The sequence below is a fragment of the Stenotrophomonas sp. SBJS02 genome, assembly GCF_020428325.2.
Taxonomy (GTDB): Bacteria; Pseudomonadota; Gammaproteobacteria; order Xanthomonadales; family Xanthomonadaceae; genus Stenotrophomonas; species Stenotrophomonas africana.
Genome location: NZ_CP109812.1, coordinates 1,260,889 through 1,281,794, shown reverse-complemented (window position 1 = coordinate 1,281,794; position 20,906 = coordinate 1,260,889). Strand labels below are relative to the sequence as shown.

Genomic DNA, 20,906 nt, shown 5'->3' with positions numbered 1-20,906 from the left:
TAATCTACGCGCCCTGTTCCACCGCGGTCCCCTTCCCCCATGAAAGCCTATCGCTGGTTCTGGGGCGCGTTCCTGCTGTTCTTCGCGTTGCCCTTCCCCTGCATCCTCTATCTCGGCACCTCGTGGCCGGTGGCGCTGGCCGATCGCAGCACGCCGTGGTTGGCACTGCTGCTGCTCGCGTTGTCGCTGGCGCTGTGGCTGACCCTGCTGTTCGCTTTCCTGCACTACCTGTTGCTTGGGCCACCGCGCGCACTGCACCGGGTGCAGTCGATCCTGGCCGACGGTGAATCGCGAAGTGCGCTGATCGAGCAGGCCGAACAGACCGGTGTGCAGGTACGCGGCTTCGCGCAATGGAAACTGCAGGTGTCCTTCAAGAACCTGTCCGGTACGCCGATCCACGAACAGATGCTGGTGGTCGACAGCAAACCCCAGCTGCATCGCTTCGAGGTGGGCAGGCACATCGATGCGCGCCTGGGCCGGACGCCCGGGGCATTTCCCAACATCGTGCTGGACGGTGCCCAGCCCGAACTGAATGTTGCCAGCCTGTGGCGGCGGGGCATCGGTGCGGCACTCGGCATCGCCACCGTTGCCGCTGCCTATGTGGGGGCCTACCAGCTGCAGAGCGAGGGGCTGGGCTGGACCTTCCTGTCGTTCGGTCACCCGCTGCTGGTGTGCCCGCTGGTGCTGTGTGGCTATGCGGTGGGCCTGCGCCTGCTCGGCCGCCTGCTGCACGCCGATGCCCGCGGCGATGCGCTGAAGTATCGCGGCATCGGCGTGGAGGCCAAAGTGCTGAAGGTGCGCCAGACCGGCACCTACCTCAACGAACAGCCGCAGGTGGAGTTCCAGCTGGAATACACCGACCGCGAAGGCAACGTGCAGCAGGCCCGCGTGCGCCGCTTCGTCCCGCTGATTGAACTGGCCAACATCCCGCGCGAGCACGTGACGCTGCTGTACGACCCGGATGACCGCAGCAACGTGCGTCTGGAGGGAGTATGAAACAGCCGCCCTCAACCCGCACCGTGTTCCTGGTACTGCTGCTGGTTCTGGCGGGCGTGGCCGCTGCCGGCGGTGCAGTGCAGACCATCAGCGAAACGCTGGGGTATTCGGTACAGCCGGACCGGTTGCCACCCTCCGTCTGGTCTCAGTCGCCGCGCGAGCAACCCGCATCGCTTGTGCCGTCCCCGGCCCCCTTCCCCGCGGCGAGTACCGCTGCGGCGCCCGAGCGCAACAATCGCCTGTTCGATGCGGACTACCTGCAGGCTGCGCGCCAGGCACTGGAGCAGCTGCCGGCACTGGCCGGCCAGAGGCTCACGGTCTTCCACAGCATCCACTTCTACGACGATGGCCGCATCAACCTGGATCTGGTCGATCCGCAGCAGCCGACCCACGTCGACAGCTACCACTTCGAGCGTGGCCAATGGCGCAAGGGCAATCCAGTGAACCCACAACAGTTCGCCCCCACCATCAGCCTGCAGCGCAGCAGCACGCCTCTGGCCAACGTTGATTTCGATGCCGTGCCACGCGTGGCCAAAGCGCTGCAGGAACAGCGCAATGCGCTGCAGAACCCCGCATCCGAAGTCGGCCATGTCTACGTGATCGTGCGCAAAGCCGGAAGACTGGTATGGCTGCCGGACGAAGTGGCCGGTGATCGCGAATCGGTGTGCCTGCAGTTTGACGCACAGGGCAACGCCCGCGGCGTAAGCCGTCAGTAGGCCTCAAAAAGGGGACGGAGGGAATTAAGTCGTATGCAGCATCAAGGCGTATACGACTTAATTCCCTCCGTCCCCTTTTTTGCTATTTCACCGAGCGCGCGATGGCGTACTGCGCGCCGTAGTAGGTGGACAACACCAGCAGGCTGGCCAACGGCAGGCCACCGGCGAAGCGGTCCCAGGCCAGCAGGGAATCGCTGGCGACGAACAGCAATGCGCCTGCCGCGGCCCAGCGGGCGCTTCGGGCTTCCACGGCATCGGGCTGCGGGCTGCGCCACTGCCGTGCCAGGGCCAGCACTGCCATCGATGCCAGCACCACCACGTATGCCAGCACCGGCACACGCATCGGCACCGGCAGGTGCGGCCACAGGCCAAGCACATTGAGTACGGCAAAGGCCGCCAGCAGGACGCTGGCGGCCAACAGCCCACGCCCGGCACGCAGGCCATCGCGGAAGGCGACGATATAGCAGACGTGCGCCAACAGGAACGCGACCAGCCCTGGCACGAACGCATCCATCGGCAGCATCAAAGCAATGTCACCCACGCACGACAGCAGCATGCCGGCCAGCACTGCGCGGCAGTAGAACGGCGGCGCCGGATCATGCACGCGCCAGACGATGGCGGCGATCAGCAGCGTGGTGGCCGGCTTGGCCAGCCAGTGCAGCCAACGCCCATCGCCGTGCAGGAATGCGCCCACGATGGCGAGGATCGCCATCAACAGGATCACGCCATCGCGGGAGCGCGGCTTCATCGTGCCTTCCACAGATCCGCAAGACGGTCAGGCTTGCCGGCGATGCGCTCCAGCACCGGATACTGCAGGCCACCGTGGTAGGCGATGCTCATCGTTTCGATGCGATCGAACTGCTTCACCAGCAGCACGATCGGCGCCTTGTCCTTCGCTGCCGCAGCCACCGCGTCCTTCAGGCGCTGGCTGCTGTACTCGCGCCCACCAACCGCGATCACCTTCATGCCGGGTGCAAGACCGGCGTTGAAGGCCGGGCTGTCCCAGATCACGTCACCGACCGTGCCGTTGTCGAGCACGGTCGCACCCAGCGAATAGGCCAGCAACGCCGCTTTGGCGCGCTTTTCCTGTGCCTTGTAGGCGTCGTTCGGCGTATCGCGGTAGACCAGCTTCCAGCCCGCCAGTTCCAGGCCACCGGTCAACGACCCGTGGCCGTCCAGGCGCCCGCGCAGGAACGTGGCCCAGTCATACGGCGCGATGCCGTTCAAAGTCGCGACCACGTCATCAAAGGTGTACGGGTTGACGTCCCAGTCGCCATTGCCGACCCCGAAGAACGCACGTGCGAAGTCATCCAGGCTGCGACGGTTGCCGCTCAGTTCGCGCAGCCTGCCCTCCACTTCCAGCCATAGCATCTGGCCGCCGGAGTAGTAGTCCTCGCTCATCTGGTAGTTGCGGTAGGGCAACGTGCGGCGCTGGGCGATGGTCGGGTCGTTGGTGGTGTCCTGCAGTGGGCGCCAGGCCAACCCCGGGCGGCCACGGTCGTAGGTCGCGGCCACGTTGGCCAGCATGTCGCGCGCCTGCATGATCGACCACAGGCCCGAACGCGCCGCCAGCACCTGGCCCCAGAACTGGGTCTGGCCCTCATACACCCACAGCAGGCTGTCGCCCATCGGCACGTTGAAGTTGGCGGTGGCCAGGTCGGCGCCACGACGGTACTTGCCGTTCCAGGAATGGGTGTACTCGTGCGGCAGCAGATCACGCATCCACGCGTTGCTGTCCCACTCTGTGAAGTAGCCTGGATCGGCACTGTTCTCGCTGGAGCGGTGATGCTCCAGGCCGATGCCCCCCAGCCGGTCGGTCAATGCCAGCAGGAATTCATAGTGGTTGTAGTGGCGTGCGCCATAGAGCTTGTCGGCCTGCTGCACCAATGCGCGGTGCATCGTGATCTGCGCGTCGGTCGGCTTCAGCGACTTGGCTTCGTCGGCAAACACGTTGAGATGCACCGGCACCTTCGCGCCCGGGTCGAGATCGATGCGCTGGTAGTGCTCACCGGCGAACAACGGCGAATCGACCAGATGGTCATACGAGATCGGCTTGAACACCACGGTGTCGCCGTCGCGGCGCGCGGTCTCCAGCGCAGTGGCGAACGACCAGCCCTTGGGCAGGGTCACGCTGGCCTGCGCCTGCAGTTGGCGCGCGTCGATGCCGGCCGGATACAGCGAGTTGGCGTTCCACTGCAGGTTGAGCATTTCCGGGGTCATCACCACCCGCCCCTGGCTGCCGCCCTGCGAGGACAGGAAATCAAAGTGGGCGACGATCTCGCTCACGCCCTCGGGCACGTTCACCTTGAACGCATAGACGTTGAACTGGTCACGCTGCCAGGCCAGCGGCTTGCCGTTGGCCGTCACGCGCAGGCCGGCCAGCTTGTCGATCGGGCCGGTGGGCGAATGGTTGCCGGGAATCCACTGCGGGTACAGCAGGGTCATCGGGCCGGGCCTGGCCGGCACCGTAGCGGTCACCTTGAAGATGCGACGGGCCAGGTCGCGCGCGTCGACATCGATGCGCAGCAGGCCGGGAGCCGGCACGTTTGCTGGTGGCGAGGTCTGCGCAAGTGCAGGCGTGGCCGCCAACGCGAACAGCAACGACATCGCCAAGGCTCGGGTCTTCATCGGCAGCATCCAACAACGGAGAATCTTCCGATGCTAGGCCTGTGCGGTGCCCGGCCCCATGGCCAAAGGTCATGGGCGGGCCGCTCATCCACACACACCCAAAAGCGTGCGAACCAAGGTTCGCACCCACCGTGTGCAGTTCGCACCCACCAGAGCGGTTTCAGTAGATCCACGCCATGCGTGGATGCGGCCTTTCCCTGTCAGTCGACCAGACGCAGGCGCAGTTCCTTCGGCAGCGCGAACACCATCGATTCCGGCTCGCCATCCAGCTCACCCACGCCACTGGCACCCAGCTCGGTCAGGCGTGCCAGCACGCCATCGACCAGTACCTGCGGCGCCGAGGCACCGGCAGTCACGCCGATATGCTGCTTGCCTGCCACCCACGCCGGGTCGATCTCGTGCGCGCCGTCGATCAGGTACGACTCCACGCCTTCACGGCGGGCCAGCTCGCTCAGACGGTTGGAGTTGGAACTGTTCGGCGAACCGACCACCAGCACCAGGTCGCAGCGCTTGGCGAGGTCGCGTACGGCGTCCTGGCGGTTCTGCGTGGCGTAGCAGATGTCGTCGTTCTTCGGGCCCTGCATCGCCGGGAAACGCTCGCGCAGCGCATCGATGATGCCGCGCGTGTCATCCACCGACAGCGTGGTCTGGGTGGTGTAGGCGAAGTTTTCCGGCTGGTTGATGTGCAGCGTGGCAACCTGCTCGACGTCCTCGACCAGATAGATCTGGCCGGTGCCGGCTTCGCGGTTCCACTGGCCCATGGTGCCTTCCACTTCCGGGTGACCGGCGTGGCCGATCAGCACCACGTCACGGCCGGCACGGCAGTGGCGGGCGACTTCGAAGTGGACCTTGGTCACCAGCGGGCAGGTGGCGTCGAACACCTTCAGGCCACGGCGTTCGGCTTCCTGGCGCACCGCCTGGGACACGCCATGGGCGCTGAAGATCACCGTGTTGTTGTCCGGCACTTCGTCGAGCTCTTCGACGAAGATCGCGCCGCGCTGCTTCAGGTCGTCGACCACGAAGCGGTTGTGCACCACCTCATGGCGGACGTAGATGGGCGCGCCCAGCGTTTCGATCGCGCGCTTGACGATCTCGATCGCACGATCGACACCGGCACAGAAACCACGCGGGTTGGCGAGCAGCACATCCATCAGTTCAATCTCCCGGCAGCGGCCGGCTTACGGTTTCGGATTGGCATTATCCGCCTTTTTGGCGGACTTGCCGTCGAACAGGCCAAACAGGGCGATGCCGATGGCACCCACCACGATGGCCGAGTCGGCGATGTTGAACGAGGGCCAGGTGTAGCTGCCCACGTACCACTGGATGAAATCGACCACATGGCCATGCACCTGGCGGTCGATCACGTTGCCGATCGCGCCGCCGATGATCAGCGCATACGGCACGGCCGCCTTCCAGTTGCCACGGGCGGTACCGCGCAACCACCAGGCCATCAGGCCGCTGATGACGATCGCCAGCACGGTGAAGAAGTGCTTCTGCCAGCCACCGGCGTCGCTCAGGAAACTGAACGCCGCACCGGTGTTGTAGGTGCGGTACCAGTTCCAGAAGCCGTCGATGACCACCACCGGCTGGAACTCCGGCAGGCTCGACAGAACCCAGGCCTTGGACCACTGGTCCAGGCCGATGATGGCCGCCGACAGCAGCAGCCAGACCAGGGCGTTCGGATGCGGACGGGGCGCGGCCATCAGAACCAGCTCCGCACTTCACCGGCACCGGTGATGTTGCTCACGCAGCGGCCACACAGTTCCGGATGATCGGCGTTGCTGCCGACGTCGGCGCGGTGGTGCCAGCAGCGCACGCACTTGGCCTTGGTGGTCGGCTGGGCGCTGACGAACACCTCATCGGTGGTCGCCGGGCGCACCTGCACGTCGCCACTGATGAACAGGAAGCGCAGTTCATCGGCCAGCGGCTGCCACTTCGCGGCCTGCTCCTCGTTGGCGGCAATGGTGATCTCCGCTTCCAGCGCGGCACCGATGGCGCCGTTGGCACGCATCGGCTCGAGCACCTTGGCCACCTGCTCGCGCACAGCCAGCAACTGATCGAAGTCGGTGGCGTTGAGCTGGGCATCGGCCGGCAGCGGCGCCAGGCCGTCGTACCAGGTGGTGAACAGCACATGGCCGGCATGCTCGCCCGGCAGGTAGCCCCACAGCTCGTCGGCGGTGAAGGTCAGGATCGGCGCCACCCAGCGGGTGAACGCTTCGGCGATGTGGTACATCGCGCTCTGTGCCGAACGGCGACCGTGCGAATCGGTCGGCATCGTGTACAGGCGGTCCTTGGTCACGTCCAGGTACAGCGAGCCCAGGTCCACGCTGCAGAAGTTCAGCAGCAGCTGCACGATCTCGGCCATGTTGTAGCCGTCGTAGGCCGCCTTGATCTTCTCCTGCAGCTCCCACGCGCGATGCACGATCCAGCGGTCCAGCGCGACCATCTGGTCCAGCGGTTGCAGGTGCTGGGCCGGATCGAAACCGTCCAGGTTGCCGAGCAGGAAGCGCGCGGTGTTGCGCAGGCGGCGGTAGGCGTCGGCGTTGCGCTTGAGGATTTCCTGCGACAGCGACATCTCGTTGCTGTAGTCGGCCGAGGCGATCCACAGGCGCAGGATGTCCGCGCCCAGCTTGTTCATGATGTCCTGCGGCTCGATGCCGTTGCCCAGCGACTTGGACATCTTGCGGCCGTGCTCGTCCACGGTGAAGCCGTGGGTGAGGCACTGCTTGTACGGCGCGCGTTTGTCGATCGCCACGCCGGTCAGCAGCGAGGACTGGAACCAGCCGCGGTGCTGGTCGGAACCTTCCAGGTACAGGTCGGCCGGCTTGCCGAAGCCACGCGCCGCAAGCACGCCTTCATGGGTCACGCCCGAGTCGAACCAGACATCGAGGATGTCGGTGACCTTCTCGTAATCGGCCGCTTCGGCGCCCAGCAGTTCGGCGGCATCCAGCGAATACCACACGTCGATGCCCTCGGCTTCGACGCGGTCGGCGACCTGCTGCATCAGCTCCACCGAACGCGGGTGGATCTCGCCGGTCTGGCGATGGGTGAACAGTGCGATCGGCACGCCCCAGGTGCGCTGGCGCGAGATGGTCCAGTCCGGACGACCGTCGACCATGCTCTGGATGCGCGCCTTGCCCCAGGTCGGGAACCAGCCGACGGTGTCGATGGCGGCCAGCGCATCGTTGCGCAGGTTGGCCTTGTCCATCGAGATGAACCACTGCGGGGTGGCGCGGAACACCACCGGCGTCTTGTGGCGCCAGCAGTGCGGGTAGCTGTGGCGGATCGGGTGGAAGGCGAGCAGCGCGCCGTTGTCGCGCAGCACGCCGACGATGGCCTCCTGCGCCTTCCACAGGTGCTGGCCAGCCAGCACCACGTCACCGGCCGGCGGGGTCGATTCCAGGTACACGCCACGGCCGTCGATCGGGGTCACCTGGCCGGCGTTGTACTTGTCCAGCAGGCCGTACTTCTGGCTGACCACGAAGTCTTCCTGGCCATGGCCGGGGGCGGTGTGCACCGCACCGGTACCGTCTTCGTCGGAGACGTGGTCGCCGTTGAGCACCAGGATCTCGCGTTCCGGGTAGAACGGGTGCGCCAGCAGCTGGTTTTCCAGCGCAGCGCCGGTGGTTTCACCGTGCAGCACAACTGCTTCCACGCCGTAGCGCTGCAGCGCGCGCTCGGCCAGGGCGGCGGCCAGCACCAGCCAACGGCGCTTGCCGTTGTGGGCCGGGCCCTCGGCCAGCACGTAGCGGATCTCCGCGCCCAGCGACACCGCCAGCGAGGCCGGCAGCGTCCACGGGGTGGTGGTCCAGATCGGTACGGCCACTTCGACGTCGGCCGGCACGCTCACGCCGAACGCCTGGCCGATGGCCTGCGCGTCGCGCGCGGCGTAGGCCACGTCGATCGCCGGCGATTCCTTTTCCTGGTATTCAATTTCGGCCTCGGCCAGCGCCGAGCCACAGTCGAAGCACCAGTACACCGGCTTGGCGCCACGCACCAGGTGGCCGTTGGCCACGACCTTGGCCAGCGCACGGATCTCGTTGGCTTCGAAATCGAAGCTCAGGGTCTTGTACGGGTTGTCCCAGTCACCGGTCACGCCCAGGCGCTTGAAGTCCACGCGCTGGATGTTGATCTGCTCTTCGGCGAACTCGCGGCACTTCTGGCGGAATTCAACGGCGTCGAGCTTGGTGCCGACCTTGCCCCACTTCTTTTCGACCGCGATCTCGATCGGCAGGCCATGGCAGTCCCAGCCCGGAACGTAGGGCGCATCGAAGCCGGCCAGGTAACGCGACTTGACGATGATGTCCTTCAGGATCTTGTTGACCGCGTGGCCCAGATGGATGCGGCCGTTGGCGTACGGCGGGCCATCGTGCAGCACGAACAGCGGGCGGCCGGCGGCGTTGTCGCGCAGCTGCTGGTAGAGCCCCTGCTCTTCCCACCGCGCCAGAATGCCCGGCTCGCGCTTGGGCAGATCGCCGCGCATCGGGAATTCGGTGGCTGGCAGGTTCAGGGTGGTCTTGTAGTCCTGGCTCACGCAGTGGCTCGCAATCTATGTTCGGAAAGGATGGCGCGCGCCTGTTCGGCGTCGCGGTGCATCTGGTCGGTCAGGGCCGCCAGATCATTGAATTTCTCTTCGTCGCGCAGCTTGGCGACGAATTCGACTTCGATGTGTCGACCGTACAGGTCGCCCTGGAAATCGAACAGGTGGGCTTCCAGCAGCGGCTCCACGCCCTCCACCGTCGGCCGCGTGCCGAAGCTGGACACTGATGGCCACGGCTGGTCGAACACGCCGTGCACCCAGGTCGCGTAGATGCCCGACAGCGCCGGGGTCTTCGGGAAGCGCAGGTTGGCGGTGGGGAAGCCCAGCGTACGGCCGAGCTGGCGCCCGCGCACCACCCGGCCGCTGATCGCATACGGACGCCCGAGCAGGTCACCGGCACGGGCGAAGTCGCCCTCCTGGAGCAGCTGGCGGATGCGGGTACTGGAAATGCGCTCGCCATGCAGGTCGACCGCTTCGATCTCGCCGGCGCTGAAGCCGAGCTCGGCACCGAGCTGCTGCAACAGGGCCAGGTCGCCGCGACGGCGGTTGCCGAAGCAGAACTCCGGCCCGATCCAGACCTCACGCGCACTCAGGCGATTGACCAGCAGCTGGCGCACGAAGGTCTCGGCCGGCATCGCCGCCATCGCCGCGTCGAAACGCAGCAGGCCGATCGCATCGACACCGAGCTCGCGCAGGATCTCGACCTTGCTGCGTGCCAGGGTCAGCCGCGGCGGCGGCGTGCCCTGGGCGAAGAATTCACGCGGCAGCGGCTCGAACGCCACGGCCACCGCGGCCACGCCCAAGGCGCGCGCACGGGCAACCGCGTGGCGGACCAGCGCACGATGACCCAGGTGGAGGCCGTCGAATGCACCGATACAGACCACGCTTCCGTTGGGGAACAGCTCCCCGCCCTCGACGCTTCTGAACAGCCTGCTCATCAACTCTCGTTCCGGCCCGACCGGGGCCGCCGCTTCAATGGTGTAACCCTGAAGTATAGCCGCCACACGCGGCGATCAATGCCCGCGCAGGTCGCGCGGGCGGAAGCCCATCGCCACCATGGCCACCGCATAGGTAGCGCCACCACCGCCGACCAGCAGTGCCAGGGCACCGATCCGCTCCCATACGCCCATCGCCGAGAACGCGGGCAGCCAGTGCAGCAGGGCCAGCAGCGCAGCGACCATGGCCACGCAGGCCAGCAGCAGGCGCAGCAGATAGCCGCCCCAGCCCGGCCGGCGCTGGTAGACATCGGTCTTGCCCAGCCAGTACCAGAGCAGGCCCAGGTTCAGGTAACTGGACAGCGCGCTGGCAATGCCCAGCGCCAGGTGCAGGCCGGGTTGCTTGCCGATGGCGGCCATCACGCCCTGCGCCTTCAGCTCGTCCGGCACCATCACCTGGTACAGCACGGCCAGCAGCGCGAAGTTGAACACCATGTTGGCCACCAGCGCGGCCACACCGGCACGCACCGGGGTCCTGGTGTCCTGACGGGCGTAGAAGGCCGGCAGCACCACCTTCAGCAGGGCGAACGCCGGCAGGCCGAAACTCAGGCCGTACACCGACAGCGCGGTCATGCGGGTATCGAAGGCGCTGAACTGGCCGTGCTGGAAGATGGTCGCGATCAACGGCTCGGCCAGCAGCAGCAGGCCCAGCATGGCCGGCACGGAAATCAGCAGGGTCATGCGCAGCCCCCAGTCCAGCGAGCGCGAGAAACCCTCGCGATCGGTGCTCACGTGGTGGCGGGCCAGCGCCGGCAGGATCACCGTGCCCAGCGCCACGCCGAACACGCCCAGCGGCAGCTCCAGGAAGCGGTCAGCCAGCGACAGCCAGGACTGCGAGCCGTCGGTCAGCTTGGCCGCGATGACGGTGTCCAGCAGCAGGTTGATCTGCGCCACCGAGGAGCCGAACAGGGTCGGCACCATCAGCGTCATCACCTTGCGCACGCCCGGATGGCTCCAGCCCCAGCGCGGCAGGGTCAGCAGGTTGATGCCCTTCAGCGACGGCAGCTGGAACAGCAGCTGCAGGATGCCGGCGGCCAGTACCGCCCAGCCCAGTGCCAGGATCTGCTTTTCCGGGGTGCCGCCCAGCCGCGGCGCCAGCCACAGCGCACCGGCGATCATGCACAGGTTGAGGATGACCGGGGTCAGCGCCGGCATCGCGAAGCGCTGGAAGCTGTTCAGCGCGCCGCCGGCCAGGGCGGTGAGAGAGACGAACAGCAGGAACGGGAAGGTCAGACGGAACAGGTCGACCAGCAGCCCCTGCTTGACCGGATCGGTATCAACGCCGCTGGAGAAGACCGAGGCCAGCTGCGGCGCGAAGATCAGTGCCACGGCGGTGACCAGCATCAGCACCCCGCCCAGGGTGCCGGCGGTGCGGGCCATCAGTTCGCGCAGCTCGGCATGGCTGCGGGTCTCCTTCACCTCCGTGAACACGGGCACGAAAGCGGTGGCGAAAGAGCCCTCGGCGAACAAACGCCGCAGGAAATTGGGTACCCTGAAGGCGACCCAGAAAGCATCAGTGATGGCGTTGGTGCCGAACGTGGTGGTCACCACGAAGTCCCGGACAAGTCCGAGAACGCGCGAGACCATGGTCATGCTGCTGAACGACAGCAGGCCCCGCAACAACTTGGGTGAACTCACTCAGCGTCCCTCTTGACAATCGACTTGACGTGCATTTCTTACGCCATCATACTAGCTAGCTTGCTGTTCCCATAACACCGATTTTTTCAGGAAACCACCACCGTGGCCAATATCAAGTCCGCCAAGAAGCGCGCCAAGCAGACCGTCGTGCGCAACGCGCGCAACGTGGCTCAGCGCTCGATGCTGCGCACCGCTGTCAAGAAAGTGATCAAGGCGCTGGACGCCAACGATGCCGCCGGCGCCGAAGCCGCCTTCGCCGTAGCCCAGCCGATCCTGGATCGCTTCAGCGCGCGTGGCCTGATCCACAAGAACAAGGCTGCTCGTCATAAGAGCCGCCTGAACGACCGCATCAAGGCCCTCAAGGCCGCCTGATCCTGCGTTGCCGCCCTTCCCTTCGGGGTTGGGCAGCAGACAAGAACCCGGCCCTGGCCGGGTTTTTTGTTGCCTGCGATCCAGCTTATGTAGAGCCGAGCCCACGCTCGGCTGCCGTCTGCGCGGAAAGCCGAGCATGGCTCGGCTCTACAGAAAAAGCAGTCCCAACAAAAAACCCGGCCGAAGCCGGGTTTTTGCACGGAACCACAACGGCATCACTGCGCGTTGCGGGCTTCCAGCTCGTCTTCCTTCTGGCGATCGAAGAACGCCATGATCCGGCTCATGATCGGGAAGGTGCCTTCGCGGCCCAGCGCCGAGACCAGGAACCACGGCTCCTTCCAGCCCAGTTCGGCGACGATCTGCTCGGCCGCAGCCTTCGCTTCGTCTTCGAACATCAGGTCAGCCTTGTTCAGCACCAGCCAGCGCGGCTTCTGCAGCAGCTCCGGGTCGTGCTTTTCCAGCTCGCGCTCGATCGCACGCACCTGCTCAACCGGGGAAATGCCTTCCACCCCACCCTCCATCGGCGAGATGTCCACCAGGTGCAGCAGCAGGCGGGTGCGCTGCAGGTGGCGCAGGAACTGCGCACCGAGGCCGGCGCCATCCGCGGCGCCCTCGATCAGGCCCGGAATGTCGGCAATCACGAAGCTGCGGTAATTCTCCACCTTCACCACACCCAGGTTCGGGTACAGCGTGGTGAACGGGTAATCGGCCACCTTCGGCGTCGCCGCCGAAACGGCGCGGATCAGGGTGCTCTTGCCGGCGTTGGGGAAGCCCAGCAGGCCGACGTCGGCCAGCAGCTTCAGCTCCAGCTTCAGCGTGCGCTCTTCGCCCGGCTCGCCCGGCAGCGCCTGGCGCGGCGAGCGGTTGGTCGAGCTCTTGAAGTGCATGTTGCCCAGGCCACCGCGGCCGCCTTTGGCCACCAGCAGACGGTCACCATGCTGTGTCAGGTCGCCGATGACTTCATCGGTGGCAACGTTGATGACCACGGTGCCGACCGGCACGGTGATGGTCAGGTCTTCGCCGCCCTTGCCATAGGCCTGGCGGCCCATGCCGTTCTCGCCGCGCTGCGCCTTGAAGATGCGGTCATGGCGGAAGTCGACCAGGGTGTTCAGGTTTTCGTCGGCGCGGATGTACACGCTGCCGCCCGCACCGCCGTCGCCGCCGTCCGGGCCGCCGAGCGGAATGAACTTCTCGCGACGGAAGCCAATGCAGCCGTTGCCGCCGTTGCCGGCGAACACTTCGATTTCTGCTTCGTCTACCAGTTTCATTGTTTCGATGCCTGCGATGGGCGCGGCCTGCCGGCCGTCACCTTGAATGTTATGCCTGCCGATGGCCGGCAGCCCGGCCTGGCCGGTCTTGCTTCAACTCTAACGAAAAGCCCCGCCGAAGCGGGGCTTTCCATGCAGCGTACTCTTCATCCAGCACAGCCATGCCGAGGCATGGGTGCCGGCGATGCCTGGATCAGGCGTCGGCCGAGACGATGCTGACGGTGCGACGCTTCTTGGCGCCCTTGACCGAGAACTCCACCTTGCCGTCCACGAGGGCGAACAGGGTGTGGTCACGGCCCAGGCCAACGCCCGAACCCGGGTGGAACTGGGTGCCGCGCTGACGCACGATGATGTTGCCGGCTTCGATGGCCTGGCCGCCGAAGATCTTGACGCCCAGGTACTTCGGGTTGGAGTCGCGACCGTTGCGCGAGGAGCCTACGCCCTTTTTATGTGCCATGACTGCTTCTCCTGATGCTTAGCCGGCGATGCCGGTGATCTCGATTTCGGTGTAGTACTGACGGTGACCCTGACGCTTCATGTGGTGCTTGCGGCGACGGAACTTGATGATCCGGACCTTGTCAGCACGACCCTGGGACAGGACCTTGGCGGTGACGGCAGCGCCCTTCAGCGCATCGCCCAGCTTCACGCCGTCGCTGTCACCCAGCATCAGGATGTTGTCAAACTTGATCTCGCTGCCGACTTCGACTTCGAGCTTTTCAATGCGGAGCTTTTCGCCCTGCGCCACGCGGTATTGCTTACCGCCGGTGACCAGTACTGCGTACATGACCAGGCCTTCCTCTGTAGTTATTGTGGTCTGAGCTGCCGCCATCGAGGGCGGACAGGAGCGGGATTGTACGCAGATCAACGGCCGCGGGTCAAGTCAACCCCTGAACGGCCTGGACGGCCAGCCCCCGCAGTGCCGAACCATGCCCGGCTGAACGGTTCGGGGTCCAGGCAGCCGAGCATGGCTCGGCTCTACACAAAGCTGTCGGCCTGTCTCATCAGGTGAGACATCGGGCTGGCATTGTGGCCCATTGCCCCCATCTGGTCACCTCGGTAGGCTGACCGATTGCCGTTCCCTGCTGGCCCGGCACCCAGCCAACGCCCCCACAACCGGATCCCCCATGGCGATGGATTTCATCCGCATCCGCGGCGCGCGGACGCACAATCTGAAGAACCTCGACCTCGACCTGCCCCGCGACAAGCTGATCGTGATCACCGGCCTGTCCGGTTCGGGCAAGTCCTCGCTGGCGTTCGACACCATCTATGCAGAAGGCCAGCGCCGCTACGTCGAGTCGCTGTCGGCCTACGCACGCCAGTTCCTGAGCGTGATGGAAAAGCCGGACCTGGACCACATCGAAGGCCTGTCCCCGGCCATCTCGATCGAACAGAAGTCAACCTCGCACAACCCGCGTTCGACGGTCGGCACCATCACCGAGATCTACGACTACCTGCGCCTGCTGTACGCCCGCGTCGGCACCCCGCGCTGCCCGGACCACGGCTATCCGCTGGAAGCGCAGACGGTCAGCCAGATGGTCGATCAGGTGCTGACGCTGGACCCGGAGCAGCGCTACATGCTGCTGGCGCCGGTCATCCGCGACCGCAAGGGCGAACACGCACAGGTCTTCGACCAGCTGCGCGCGCAGGGCTTCGTGCGTGTACGCGTGGACGGCGAGCTATATGAAATCGATGCGGTGCCGCCGCTGGCGCTGCGCCAGAAGCACACCATCGAGGCGGTGATCGACCGCTTCCGCCCGCGCGAGGACATCAAGCAGCGCCTGGCCGAGAGCTTCGAGACCGCGTTGAAACTGGGCGATGGCATGGCCTCGGTGCAGAGCCTGGACAGCGCCGACGCCACGCCGGCACTGTTCTCCTCCAAGTACTCCTGCCCGGTGTGCGACTACTCGCTGCCGGAGCTGGAACCGCGCCTGTTCTCGTTCAACGCCCCGATGGGCGCCTGCCCGGGCTGCGATGGCCTGGGCATCGCCGAGTTCTTCGACCCTTCGCGCGTGGTGGTGCATCCGGAGCTGTCGCTGGCCGCTGGTGCGGTGCGCGGCTGGGACCGTCGCAACGCCTACTACTTCCAGCTGATCGCCTCGCTGGCCAAGCACTACAAGTTCGACGTGGACGCCGCGTGGAACTCGCTGTCGGCCAAGGTGCAGCAGGCCGTGCTGTACGGCAGCGGCGACGAAACAATCACCTTCACCTACTTCACCGAAGCCGGTGGCCGCACCCAGCGCAAGCATCGCTTCGAGGGCATCATTCCCAACCTTGAACGCCGCTACAAGGAAACCGAGTCGCCGGCGGTGCGCGAGGAGCTGTCCAAGTACATCAGCGAACAGCCGTGCCCGGAATGCAACGGCGCGCGCCTGAACAAGGCTGCGCGCAACGTGTTCGTGGCCGACCGTCCGCTGCCGGACCTGGTGGTGCTGCCGATCGATGAGGCACTGAAGTTCTTCAGTGAACTGAGCCTGCCGGGCTGGCGCGGCGAGATCGCCGCGAAGATCGTCAAGGAGATCGGCGAACGCCTCGGCTTCCTGGTCGATGTCGGCCTGGATTACCTGACCCTGGAGCGCAAGGCCGACACCCTGTCCGGTGGCGAAGCGCAGCGCATCCGTCTGGCCAGCCAGATCGGTGCCGGCCTGGTCGGCGTGATGTACGTGCTCGACGAGCCATCGATCGGCCTGCACCAGCGCGACAACGAACGCCTGCTTGGCACCCTCACCCGGCTGCGTGACCTGGGCAATACGGTGATCGTGGTCGAACATGACGAGGATGCGATCCGGCTGGCCGACTACGTGCTGGACATCGGCCCGGGCGCGGGCGTGCATGGCGGCGAGATCGTCGGCCAGGGCACCCTGCAGGACATCCTGGAGGCGCCGCGCTCGCTGACCGGCCAGTATCTGTCGGGCAAGCGCGCGATCGAGATTCCGGCGCGCCGGCACACGCCGAACCCGAAGATGACCCTGCACCTGCGTGGGGCGACCGGCAACAACCTGAAGGGCGTGGACCTGGCGATTCCGTCGGGCCTGCTGACCTGCGTGACCGGTGTATCCGGCTCGGGCAAGTCGACCCTGATCAACGACACCCTGTTCTCGCTGGCCGCCAACGAGATCAACGGCGCCTCGCACCCGATCGCCCCCTACAAGGAGATCGATGGCCTGGATCTGTTCGACAAGGTGGTGGACATCGACCAGTCGCCGATCGGCCGCACCCCGCGTTCGAACCCGGCCACCTACACTGGCCTGTTCACCCCCCTGCGCGAACTGTTCGCACAGGTGCCCGAAGCGCGTGCGCGTGGCTATTCGCCGGGCCGCTTCAGCTTCAACGTGCGCGGCGGCCGCTGCGAAGCCTGCCAGGGTGATGGCCTGATCAAGGTCGAAATGCACTTCCTGCCGGACGTGTACGTGCCGTGCGATGTCTGCCATGGCAAGCGCTACAACCGCGAGACGCTGGAGATCCTGTACAAGGGCTTCAACATCAACGACGTGCTGGAAATGACCGTCGAGGATGCGCTGAAGCTGTTCGAGCCGGTGCCGTCGATCGCGCGCAAGCTGGAAACGCTGGTCGACGTCGGCCTGAGCTACATCAAGCTGGGCCAGAGCGCGACCACATTGTCCGGTGGTGAAGCGCAGCGCGTGAAGCTGTCCAAGGAACTGTCGCGCCGCGATACCGGCCGCACCCTGTACATCCTCGACGAGCCGACCACCGGCCTGCACTTCCACGACATCGAAGCGCTGCTGGGCGTGCTGCACAAGCTGCGCGACGAAGGCAACACGGTGGTGGTGATCGAGCACAACCTGGACGTGATCAAGACCGCCGACTGGATCGTCGATCTGGGTCCGGAAGGCGGCCATCGCGGCGGCACCATCCTGGTGACCGGCACGCCGGAAGACGTGGCGGCCTGCCCGCAGTCGTATACCGGCCAGTTCCTTGCGCGCATGCTGCCGTCCACCAGTGCGCGCCCGGAGCAGCCCGCCGCCGTGGCCAACAAGCCCGATGCACGCCCGCCGCGCAAGGTGAAGCCTGAGAAGCCCGCCAAGAAGGTCGCCGCCGCCAAGAGCACCGGCAAGGCCAGCAAGACCGCAACTGCCAGCAAGAAGAAAAAGGACGCCTGATGAGCAGCGAACACAAGATCCTGGCCCGCATCCCGATCAGCGTGCGCTGGCGTGACATGGACAGCATGGGCCACGTCAACAACGCCAAGTACATCTCCTACCTGGAAGAGGCGCGCGTGCGCTGGATGCTGGGCGTGGAAGGCGTGTCGATGACCGACCGCATCGCCCCGGTGGTAGCTGCCACCAACGTCAACTACCGGCTGCCGATCGTGTGGCCCAACGACATCCTGGTCGAGCTGTTCGTCGAGCGTCTGGGCAACAGCAGCGTGACCATCGGCCATCGCATCGTCGACCAGCAGGATGAGTCGAGGCTGTATTCGGACGGCAACGTGGTGGTGGTGTGGATGGACACGCAGACCGGCAAGAGCGCGCCGCTGCCGGACGCCATCCGCAACGCCTCCACCTGAAGGTAGTGCCGGCCGCTGGCCGGCATGCCCGACCCTGTGACTCGTAGAGTCGAGCTTGCTCGACTGCTGCTTGCCGGATCAGTCGAGCAAGCTCGACTCTACCCGCCCGGCTCAAAGGACTGAGATGATCCACCAGACCGAACTGCGCGACCTGCTGCCCGGCATGGTCCCCTTCCCCACCGACGTCTTTCCCGCCGGCCAGGCCTGGCTCGGCCAGCACCTGCTGCCGCTGCTGAAGATCGACCTGGGTGTGCTGCGCCCGGAACTGGCCGGCCAGGTGGCAACGATGCTGTGCCCGATCGAGCCGTACGACGGCTGCATCGGCGAGACCACCGAAGAACACCACAACGAGTTCACCGGCACCAACTGGATCGCCTTCGAACTGACCGCCGGCAACGAGATGCGTTTCCTCGGCAACGAGGGCTATTTCATCGGCGACGCGGTGCAGGACAAGCACGCGCAGGAACACATCGCGCAGATGCGCGAGAGCTACGCCAAGGCCCGCGATTACCATGCCGTGCACGGTCGCCTCGCCTGCTACTCGCGCTATGGCAAGGGTGAGGCCAGCGAGCGCGATTATCTGGATACGCTGGGTGGCCCGATTGGTTTCGGCAACTGGACCGAGACCGCGGAGATTCCCGCGGCCTTCGAACTGGGCTTCACCGAGGCAGCCGATGACCCCAACGCTGCGGACGATGCCGAAACGGTGATCATCACCCGCAATGGCAACAGATTCTTCGCCGTGGCCGACGTAGCCGGCTACAACTGGTGCGCCACCGGTGCCGACGCGATCGTGATGCTGTACGAGCCGGTCAGCCGCACGGTGCTGTTCTCGTACGATTGGTCGTAAGCCTCTTTGGTAGTGCCGGCTGCTGGCCGGCATACCCGTGTTGCCGGCCAGCGGCCGGCACTACCATCCCGCTACGGCGTGGCCTTGCGCACGGTCAGCGTCGCGCTCGCTTCACCACCGCCTTCGAGCCGCAGGCGCAGCGGCAGCACCTGCCCTTCCTTCAGCGCGCCCTTGCCCTGCATCAGCATCAGGTGCAGGCCGCCGGGCTTGAGCTCGGCACGCGCGCCGGCTGCCAGCGGCAGGCGTTCGATCGCGCGCATGCGGCTGACGCCATCGACAATCGTGGTTTCGTGCAGCGACACATCATCGAAGCTGCTGCTGGCTGCACCAGTGATCGCCACCGCCTTGCTGCAGCCGTTGTGGATCACGCCATAGCCGGCGGTCATCGGCATCGCCGGATTCGGTGGCAGCCGCGCCCAGCCCTGCTCCACAGTGACGCAGGCCGGTTCGGCCACCGAAGCCGATGCTGCGGCCGCACACAGAACCAACAGTACGCCAACGAATGGTTTGGTTATCATCGCCCGGGTTCCTTCTTCGCAACGAGACCGCAGCATGACGACGCTCATCGAGGTGATCAACCATGGCCCCATCCGCGAACTGCGCCTGGCGCGGCCGCCGGTCAACGCACTGGACACCGAACTGTGCCGGCAGTTGATCCATGCCATCGAGCTGGCCATGGCCGAAGACGCGCACGGCATCGTGCTGTCGGGCAGCGAGCGCATCTTCACCGGCGGCATGGACGTGCCGCACCTGCTCTCGCATGGCGATGACAAGCACAAGTTGTTGGACACCTGGAACGCCTTCTTTGGCGCCGTGCGCACACTGGCAGAGAGTCGCATTCCGGTGGTCGCGGCGATCACCGGCCACGCCCCGGCAGGTGGCTGCGTGCTGGCCCTGTGCTGCGATTACCGGGTGATGGCGCGCAGCGCCGATCCGTCGCGGCCGTATGCCATCGGCCTGAACGAAGTGCAGGTCGGCCTGATCGCGCCGGAGGGCATCCAGCGCCTGCTGCGTCGTGCGGTGGGCGTGCACCGCGCCGGCGTGCTGCTGACCACCGGTTCGCTGGTGCCGGCCGAACAGGCGCTGCAGATCGGCCTGGTGGATGAGCTGGCCGAGGGCGACCTGGTGGTGGCACGCGCCATTGCCTGGCTGCAGAACCTGCTCAAGCAGCCGCGCCAGCCGATGCTGCTGACCCGCGCGATTGCCCGTGCCGACCTGCATGAGGCGCTGCACCCGGACCTGATCCAGCTGGACCGCTTTGTCGAGGCATGGTTCGCCCCGGATGCGCAGAACGCGCTGCAGGCACTGGTGGCGCGCCTCGGCAAGTGAACGGTAGTGCCGGCCGCTGGCCGGCCATCGCAGGCGCCCCAACTGGCTCATGAGGCTGCCGGCCAGCGGCCGGCACTACCGATGATGGGCTGGCCTGCACCGGTATAATCGGGGCCTCTTCACTGCTGTGGCCGCCCCCCTTGAACGACACGCCCGAACCCGTCGTCTCCGAGCTGATCGACCTGCTCACGCTGGAGCGGCTGGAGGACAACCTGTTCCGCGGGCAGAGCCGCGACATTGGCACCAAGTACGTGTTCGGCGGGCAGGTACTGGGCCAGGCGCTGGCCGCGGCGCAGGCCACGGTCGACAATGGCCGCCACGTGCACTCGCTGCACGCCTATTTCCTGCGCGCGGGCAACATCGACCACCCGATCGTCTACGACGTGGACCGCACCCGCGATGGCGGCAGCTTCTCGGTGCGCCGGGTCACCGCGATCCAGCACGGCAAGGTGATCTTCTTCTGCGCGGCCTCGTTCCAGCAGGCCGAGACCGGCGCCGAGCACCAGCACAAGATGCCCGAAGTGCCACAGCCGGAAGACATCGAACCGGACCGTCCGCTGCCGGCCGAAGTGCTGGAGCGGCTGCCGATCAAGGTGCAGCGCTGGCTGTCGCGCGGCGGCCCGTTCGAGTTCCGCCACGTCTACCCGCGTGACGAACTCAACCCGCCCAAGCGCCCGCCCTACCACCAGGTGTGGCTGCGCCTGAGCGAACCGGTGGGCGATGCGCCGGAGCTGCACCAGGCGCTGCTGGCCTACGCCTCCGACTTCCACCTGCTGGGCACGGCGACCTTCCCGCACGGCATCAGCTACTACCACCCGCACGTGCAGATGGCCTCGCTCGACCACGCAATCTGGTTCCACCGCCCGTTCCGTGCCGACGACTGGCTGTTGTACTCGCTGGACAGCCCCAGCGCGCAGGATTCGCGCGGCCTGGCACGCGGCCAGTTCTTCACCCGCAATGGCGTACTGGTGGCCAGCACCGCGCAGGAAGGCCTGATCCGCGTCGTTCCCGACCAGGCCGCGGCCGCCGCCGTGCCAGCCAAGGAGTAA

General features: G+C 66.1%; 19 protein-coding genes. 8 read left to right on the top strand and 11 right to left on the bottom strand.

The features are described 5' to 3' along the window. The first annotated feature begins 39 nt into the window (after positions 1-39). On the top strand, positions 40-996 hold the full coding sequence (locus FQS62_RS06040; protein WP_208042981.1) for a hypothetical protein: 957 nt from the start codon (positions 40-42) through the stop codon (positions 994-996). Continuing rightward, complete coding sequence (locus tag FQS62_RS06035; protein ID WP_208042982.1) at positions 993-1,712, top strand: hypothetical protein; 720 nt, start codon at positions 993-995, stop codon at positions 1,710-1,712. Before FQS62_RS06040 ends, FQS62_RS06035 begins: the two co-directional genes overlap by 4 nt. An 82-nt stretch (positions 1,713-1,794) precedes the next feature. On the opposite strand, the gene FQS62_RS06030 is transcribed toward FQS62_RS06035, so the two are convergent. The 7 genes from FQS62_RS06030 to murJ form a co-directional block, all read right to left on the bottom strand. Then, positions 1,795-2,460, bottom strand: a complete 666-nt coding sequence (locus tag FQS62_RS06030; RefSeq protein WP_208042983.1) for a lysoplasmalogenase — start codon at positions 2,458-2,460, stop codon at positions 1,795-1,797. Then, complete coding sequence (locus tag FQS62_RS06025; protein WP_208042984.1) at positions 2,457-4,340, bottom strand: M61 family metallopeptidase; 1,884 nt, start codon at positions 4,338-4,340, stop codon at positions 2,457-2,459. Before FQS62_RS06025 ends, FQS62_RS06030 begins: the two co-directional genes overlap by 4 nt. Positions 4,341-4,540: 200 nt before the next feature. After that, the gene (ispH, locus tag FQS62_RS06020; protein ID WP_049447034.1) at positions 4,541-5,491 is read right to left on the bottom strand and encodes a 4-hydroxy-3-methylbut-2-enyl diphosphate reductase; all 951 of its coding nucleotides are present in this window, start codon (positions 5,489-5,491) and stop codon (positions 4,541-4,543) included. A gap of 27 nt (positions 5,492-5,518) precedes the next feature. Then, complete coding sequence (gene lspA / locus FQS62_RS06015) at positions 5,519-6,043, bottom strand: signal peptidase II (protein WP_010483311.1); 525 nt, start codon at positions 6,041-6,043, stop codon at positions 5,519-5,521. Beyond that, the gene (ileS, locus tag FQS62_RS06010; protein WP_088480542.1) at positions 6,043-8,874 is read right to left on the bottom strand and encodes an isoleucine--tRNA ligase; all 2,832 of its coding nucleotides are present in this window, start codon (positions 8,872-8,874) and stop codon (positions 6,043-6,045) included. The genes lspA and ileS overlap by 1 nt, the downstream gene beginning before the upstream one ends. After that, positions 8,871-9,818, bottom strand: coding sequence for a bifunctional riboflavin kinase/FAD synthetase (locus FQS62_RS06005; RefSeq protein WP_049447038.1), 948 nt, complete (start codon positions 9,816-9,818; stop codon positions 8,871-8,873). Before FQS62_RS06005 ends, ileS begins: the two co-directional genes overlap by 4 nt. A gap of 75 nt (positions 9,819-9,893) precedes the next feature. Continuing rightward, a complete protein-coding gene (gene murJ, locus FQS62_RS06000; protein WP_088480585.1) occupies positions 9,894-11,498 on the bottom strand; it encodes a murein biosynthesis integral membrane protein MurJ in 1,605 nt (534 codons plus the stop codon). A 117-nt stretch (positions 11,499-11,615) separates the two neighbouring features. Between murJ and rpsT the strand changes: the two genes are divergently transcribed. Continuing rightward, positions 11,616-11,885: a 30S ribosomal protein S20 gene (gene rpsT / locus FQS62_RS05995; protein ID WP_005408560.1), complete on the top strand. Its 270-nt coding sequence runs from the start codon at positions 11,616-11,618 to the stop codon at positions 11,883-11,885. 215 nt (positions 11,886-12,100) lie between these two features. Here rpsT and cgtA read toward each other — a convergent pair whose 3' ends face one another. The 3 genes from cgtA to rplU all read right to left on the bottom strand — a co-directional run bounded on the left by cgtA (position 12,101) and on the right by rplU (position 13,937). Then, on the bottom strand, positions 12,101-13,153 hold the full coding sequence (cgtA, locus tag FQS62_RS05990; RefSeq protein ID WP_010483324.1) for an Obg family GTPase CgtA: 1,053 nt from the start codon (positions 13,151-13,153) through the stop codon (positions 12,101-12,103). A 193-nt stretch (positions 13,154-13,346) separates the two neighbouring features. Further along, entirely contained in the window at positions 13,347-13,610 is a 264-nt protein-coding gene (rpmA, locus tag FQS62_RS05985) for a 50S ribosomal protein L27 (protein ID WP_005415704.1), read from the bottom strand. A gap of 18 nt (positions 13,611-13,628) precedes the next feature. Then, on the bottom strand, positions 13,629-13,937 hold the full coding sequence (rplU, locus tag FQS62_RS05980) for a 50S ribosomal protein L21 (RefSeq protein WP_005408557.1): 309 nt from the start codon (positions 13,935-13,937) through the stop codon (positions 13,629-13,631). 340 nt (positions 13,938-14,277) lie between these two features. Here rplU and uvrA point away from each other — a divergent pair, with 340 nt between their 5' ends. The 3 genes from uvrA (at position 14,278) to FQS62_RS05965 (ending at position 18,528) form a co-directional block, all read left to right on the top strand. Continuing rightward, the gene (gene uvrA, locus FQS62_RS05975; protein ID WP_049447041.1) at positions 14,278-17,271 is read left to right on the top strand and encodes an excinuclease ABC subunit UvrA; all 2,994 of its coding nucleotides are present in this window, start codon (positions 14,278-14,280) and stop codon (positions 17,269-17,271) included. Beyond that, positions 17,271-17,678, top strand: a complete 408-nt coding sequence (locus FQS62_RS05970; protein WP_049447042.1) for an acyl-CoA thioesterase — start codon at positions 17,271-17,273, stop codon at positions 17,676-17,678. The genes uvrA and FQS62_RS05970 overlap by 1 nt, the downstream gene beginning before the upstream one ends. Before the next feature lie 124 nt (positions 17,679-17,802). After that, on the top strand, positions 17,803-18,528 hold the full coding sequence (locus FQS62_RS05965) for an enolase (protein ID WP_208042985.1): 726 nt from the start codon (positions 17,803-17,805) through the stop codon (positions 18,526-18,528). A gap of 71 nt (positions 18,529-18,599) precedes the next feature. Here FQS62_RS05965 and FQS62_RS05960 read toward each other — a convergent pair whose 3' ends face one another. Further along, entirely contained in the window at positions 18,600-19,046 is a 447-nt protein-coding gene (locus FQS62_RS05960) for a copper chaperone PCu(A)C (RefSeq protein WP_099588810.1), read from the bottom strand. A 34-nt stretch (positions 19,047-19,080) separates the two neighbouring features. Between FQS62_RS05960 and FQS62_RS05955 the strand changes: the two genes are divergently transcribed. Together FQS62_RS05955 and tesB are read left to right on the top strand one after the other, a co-directional pair. Further along, positions 19,081-19,857: an enoyl-CoA hydratase/isomerase family protein gene (locus FQS62_RS05955; RefSeq protein WP_032127589.1), complete on the top strand. Its 777-nt coding sequence runs from the start codon at positions 19,081-19,083 to the stop codon at positions 19,855-19,857. A gap of 140 nt (positions 19,858-19,997) precedes the next feature. Then, positions 19,998-20,906 carry an acyl-CoA thioesterase II gene (gene tesB / locus FQS62_RS05950; protein ID WP_208043956.1) on the top strand — a complete coding sequence of 303 codons (909 nt, stop codon included), beginning with the start codon at positions 19,998-20,000 and terminating at the stop codon, positions 20,904-20,906.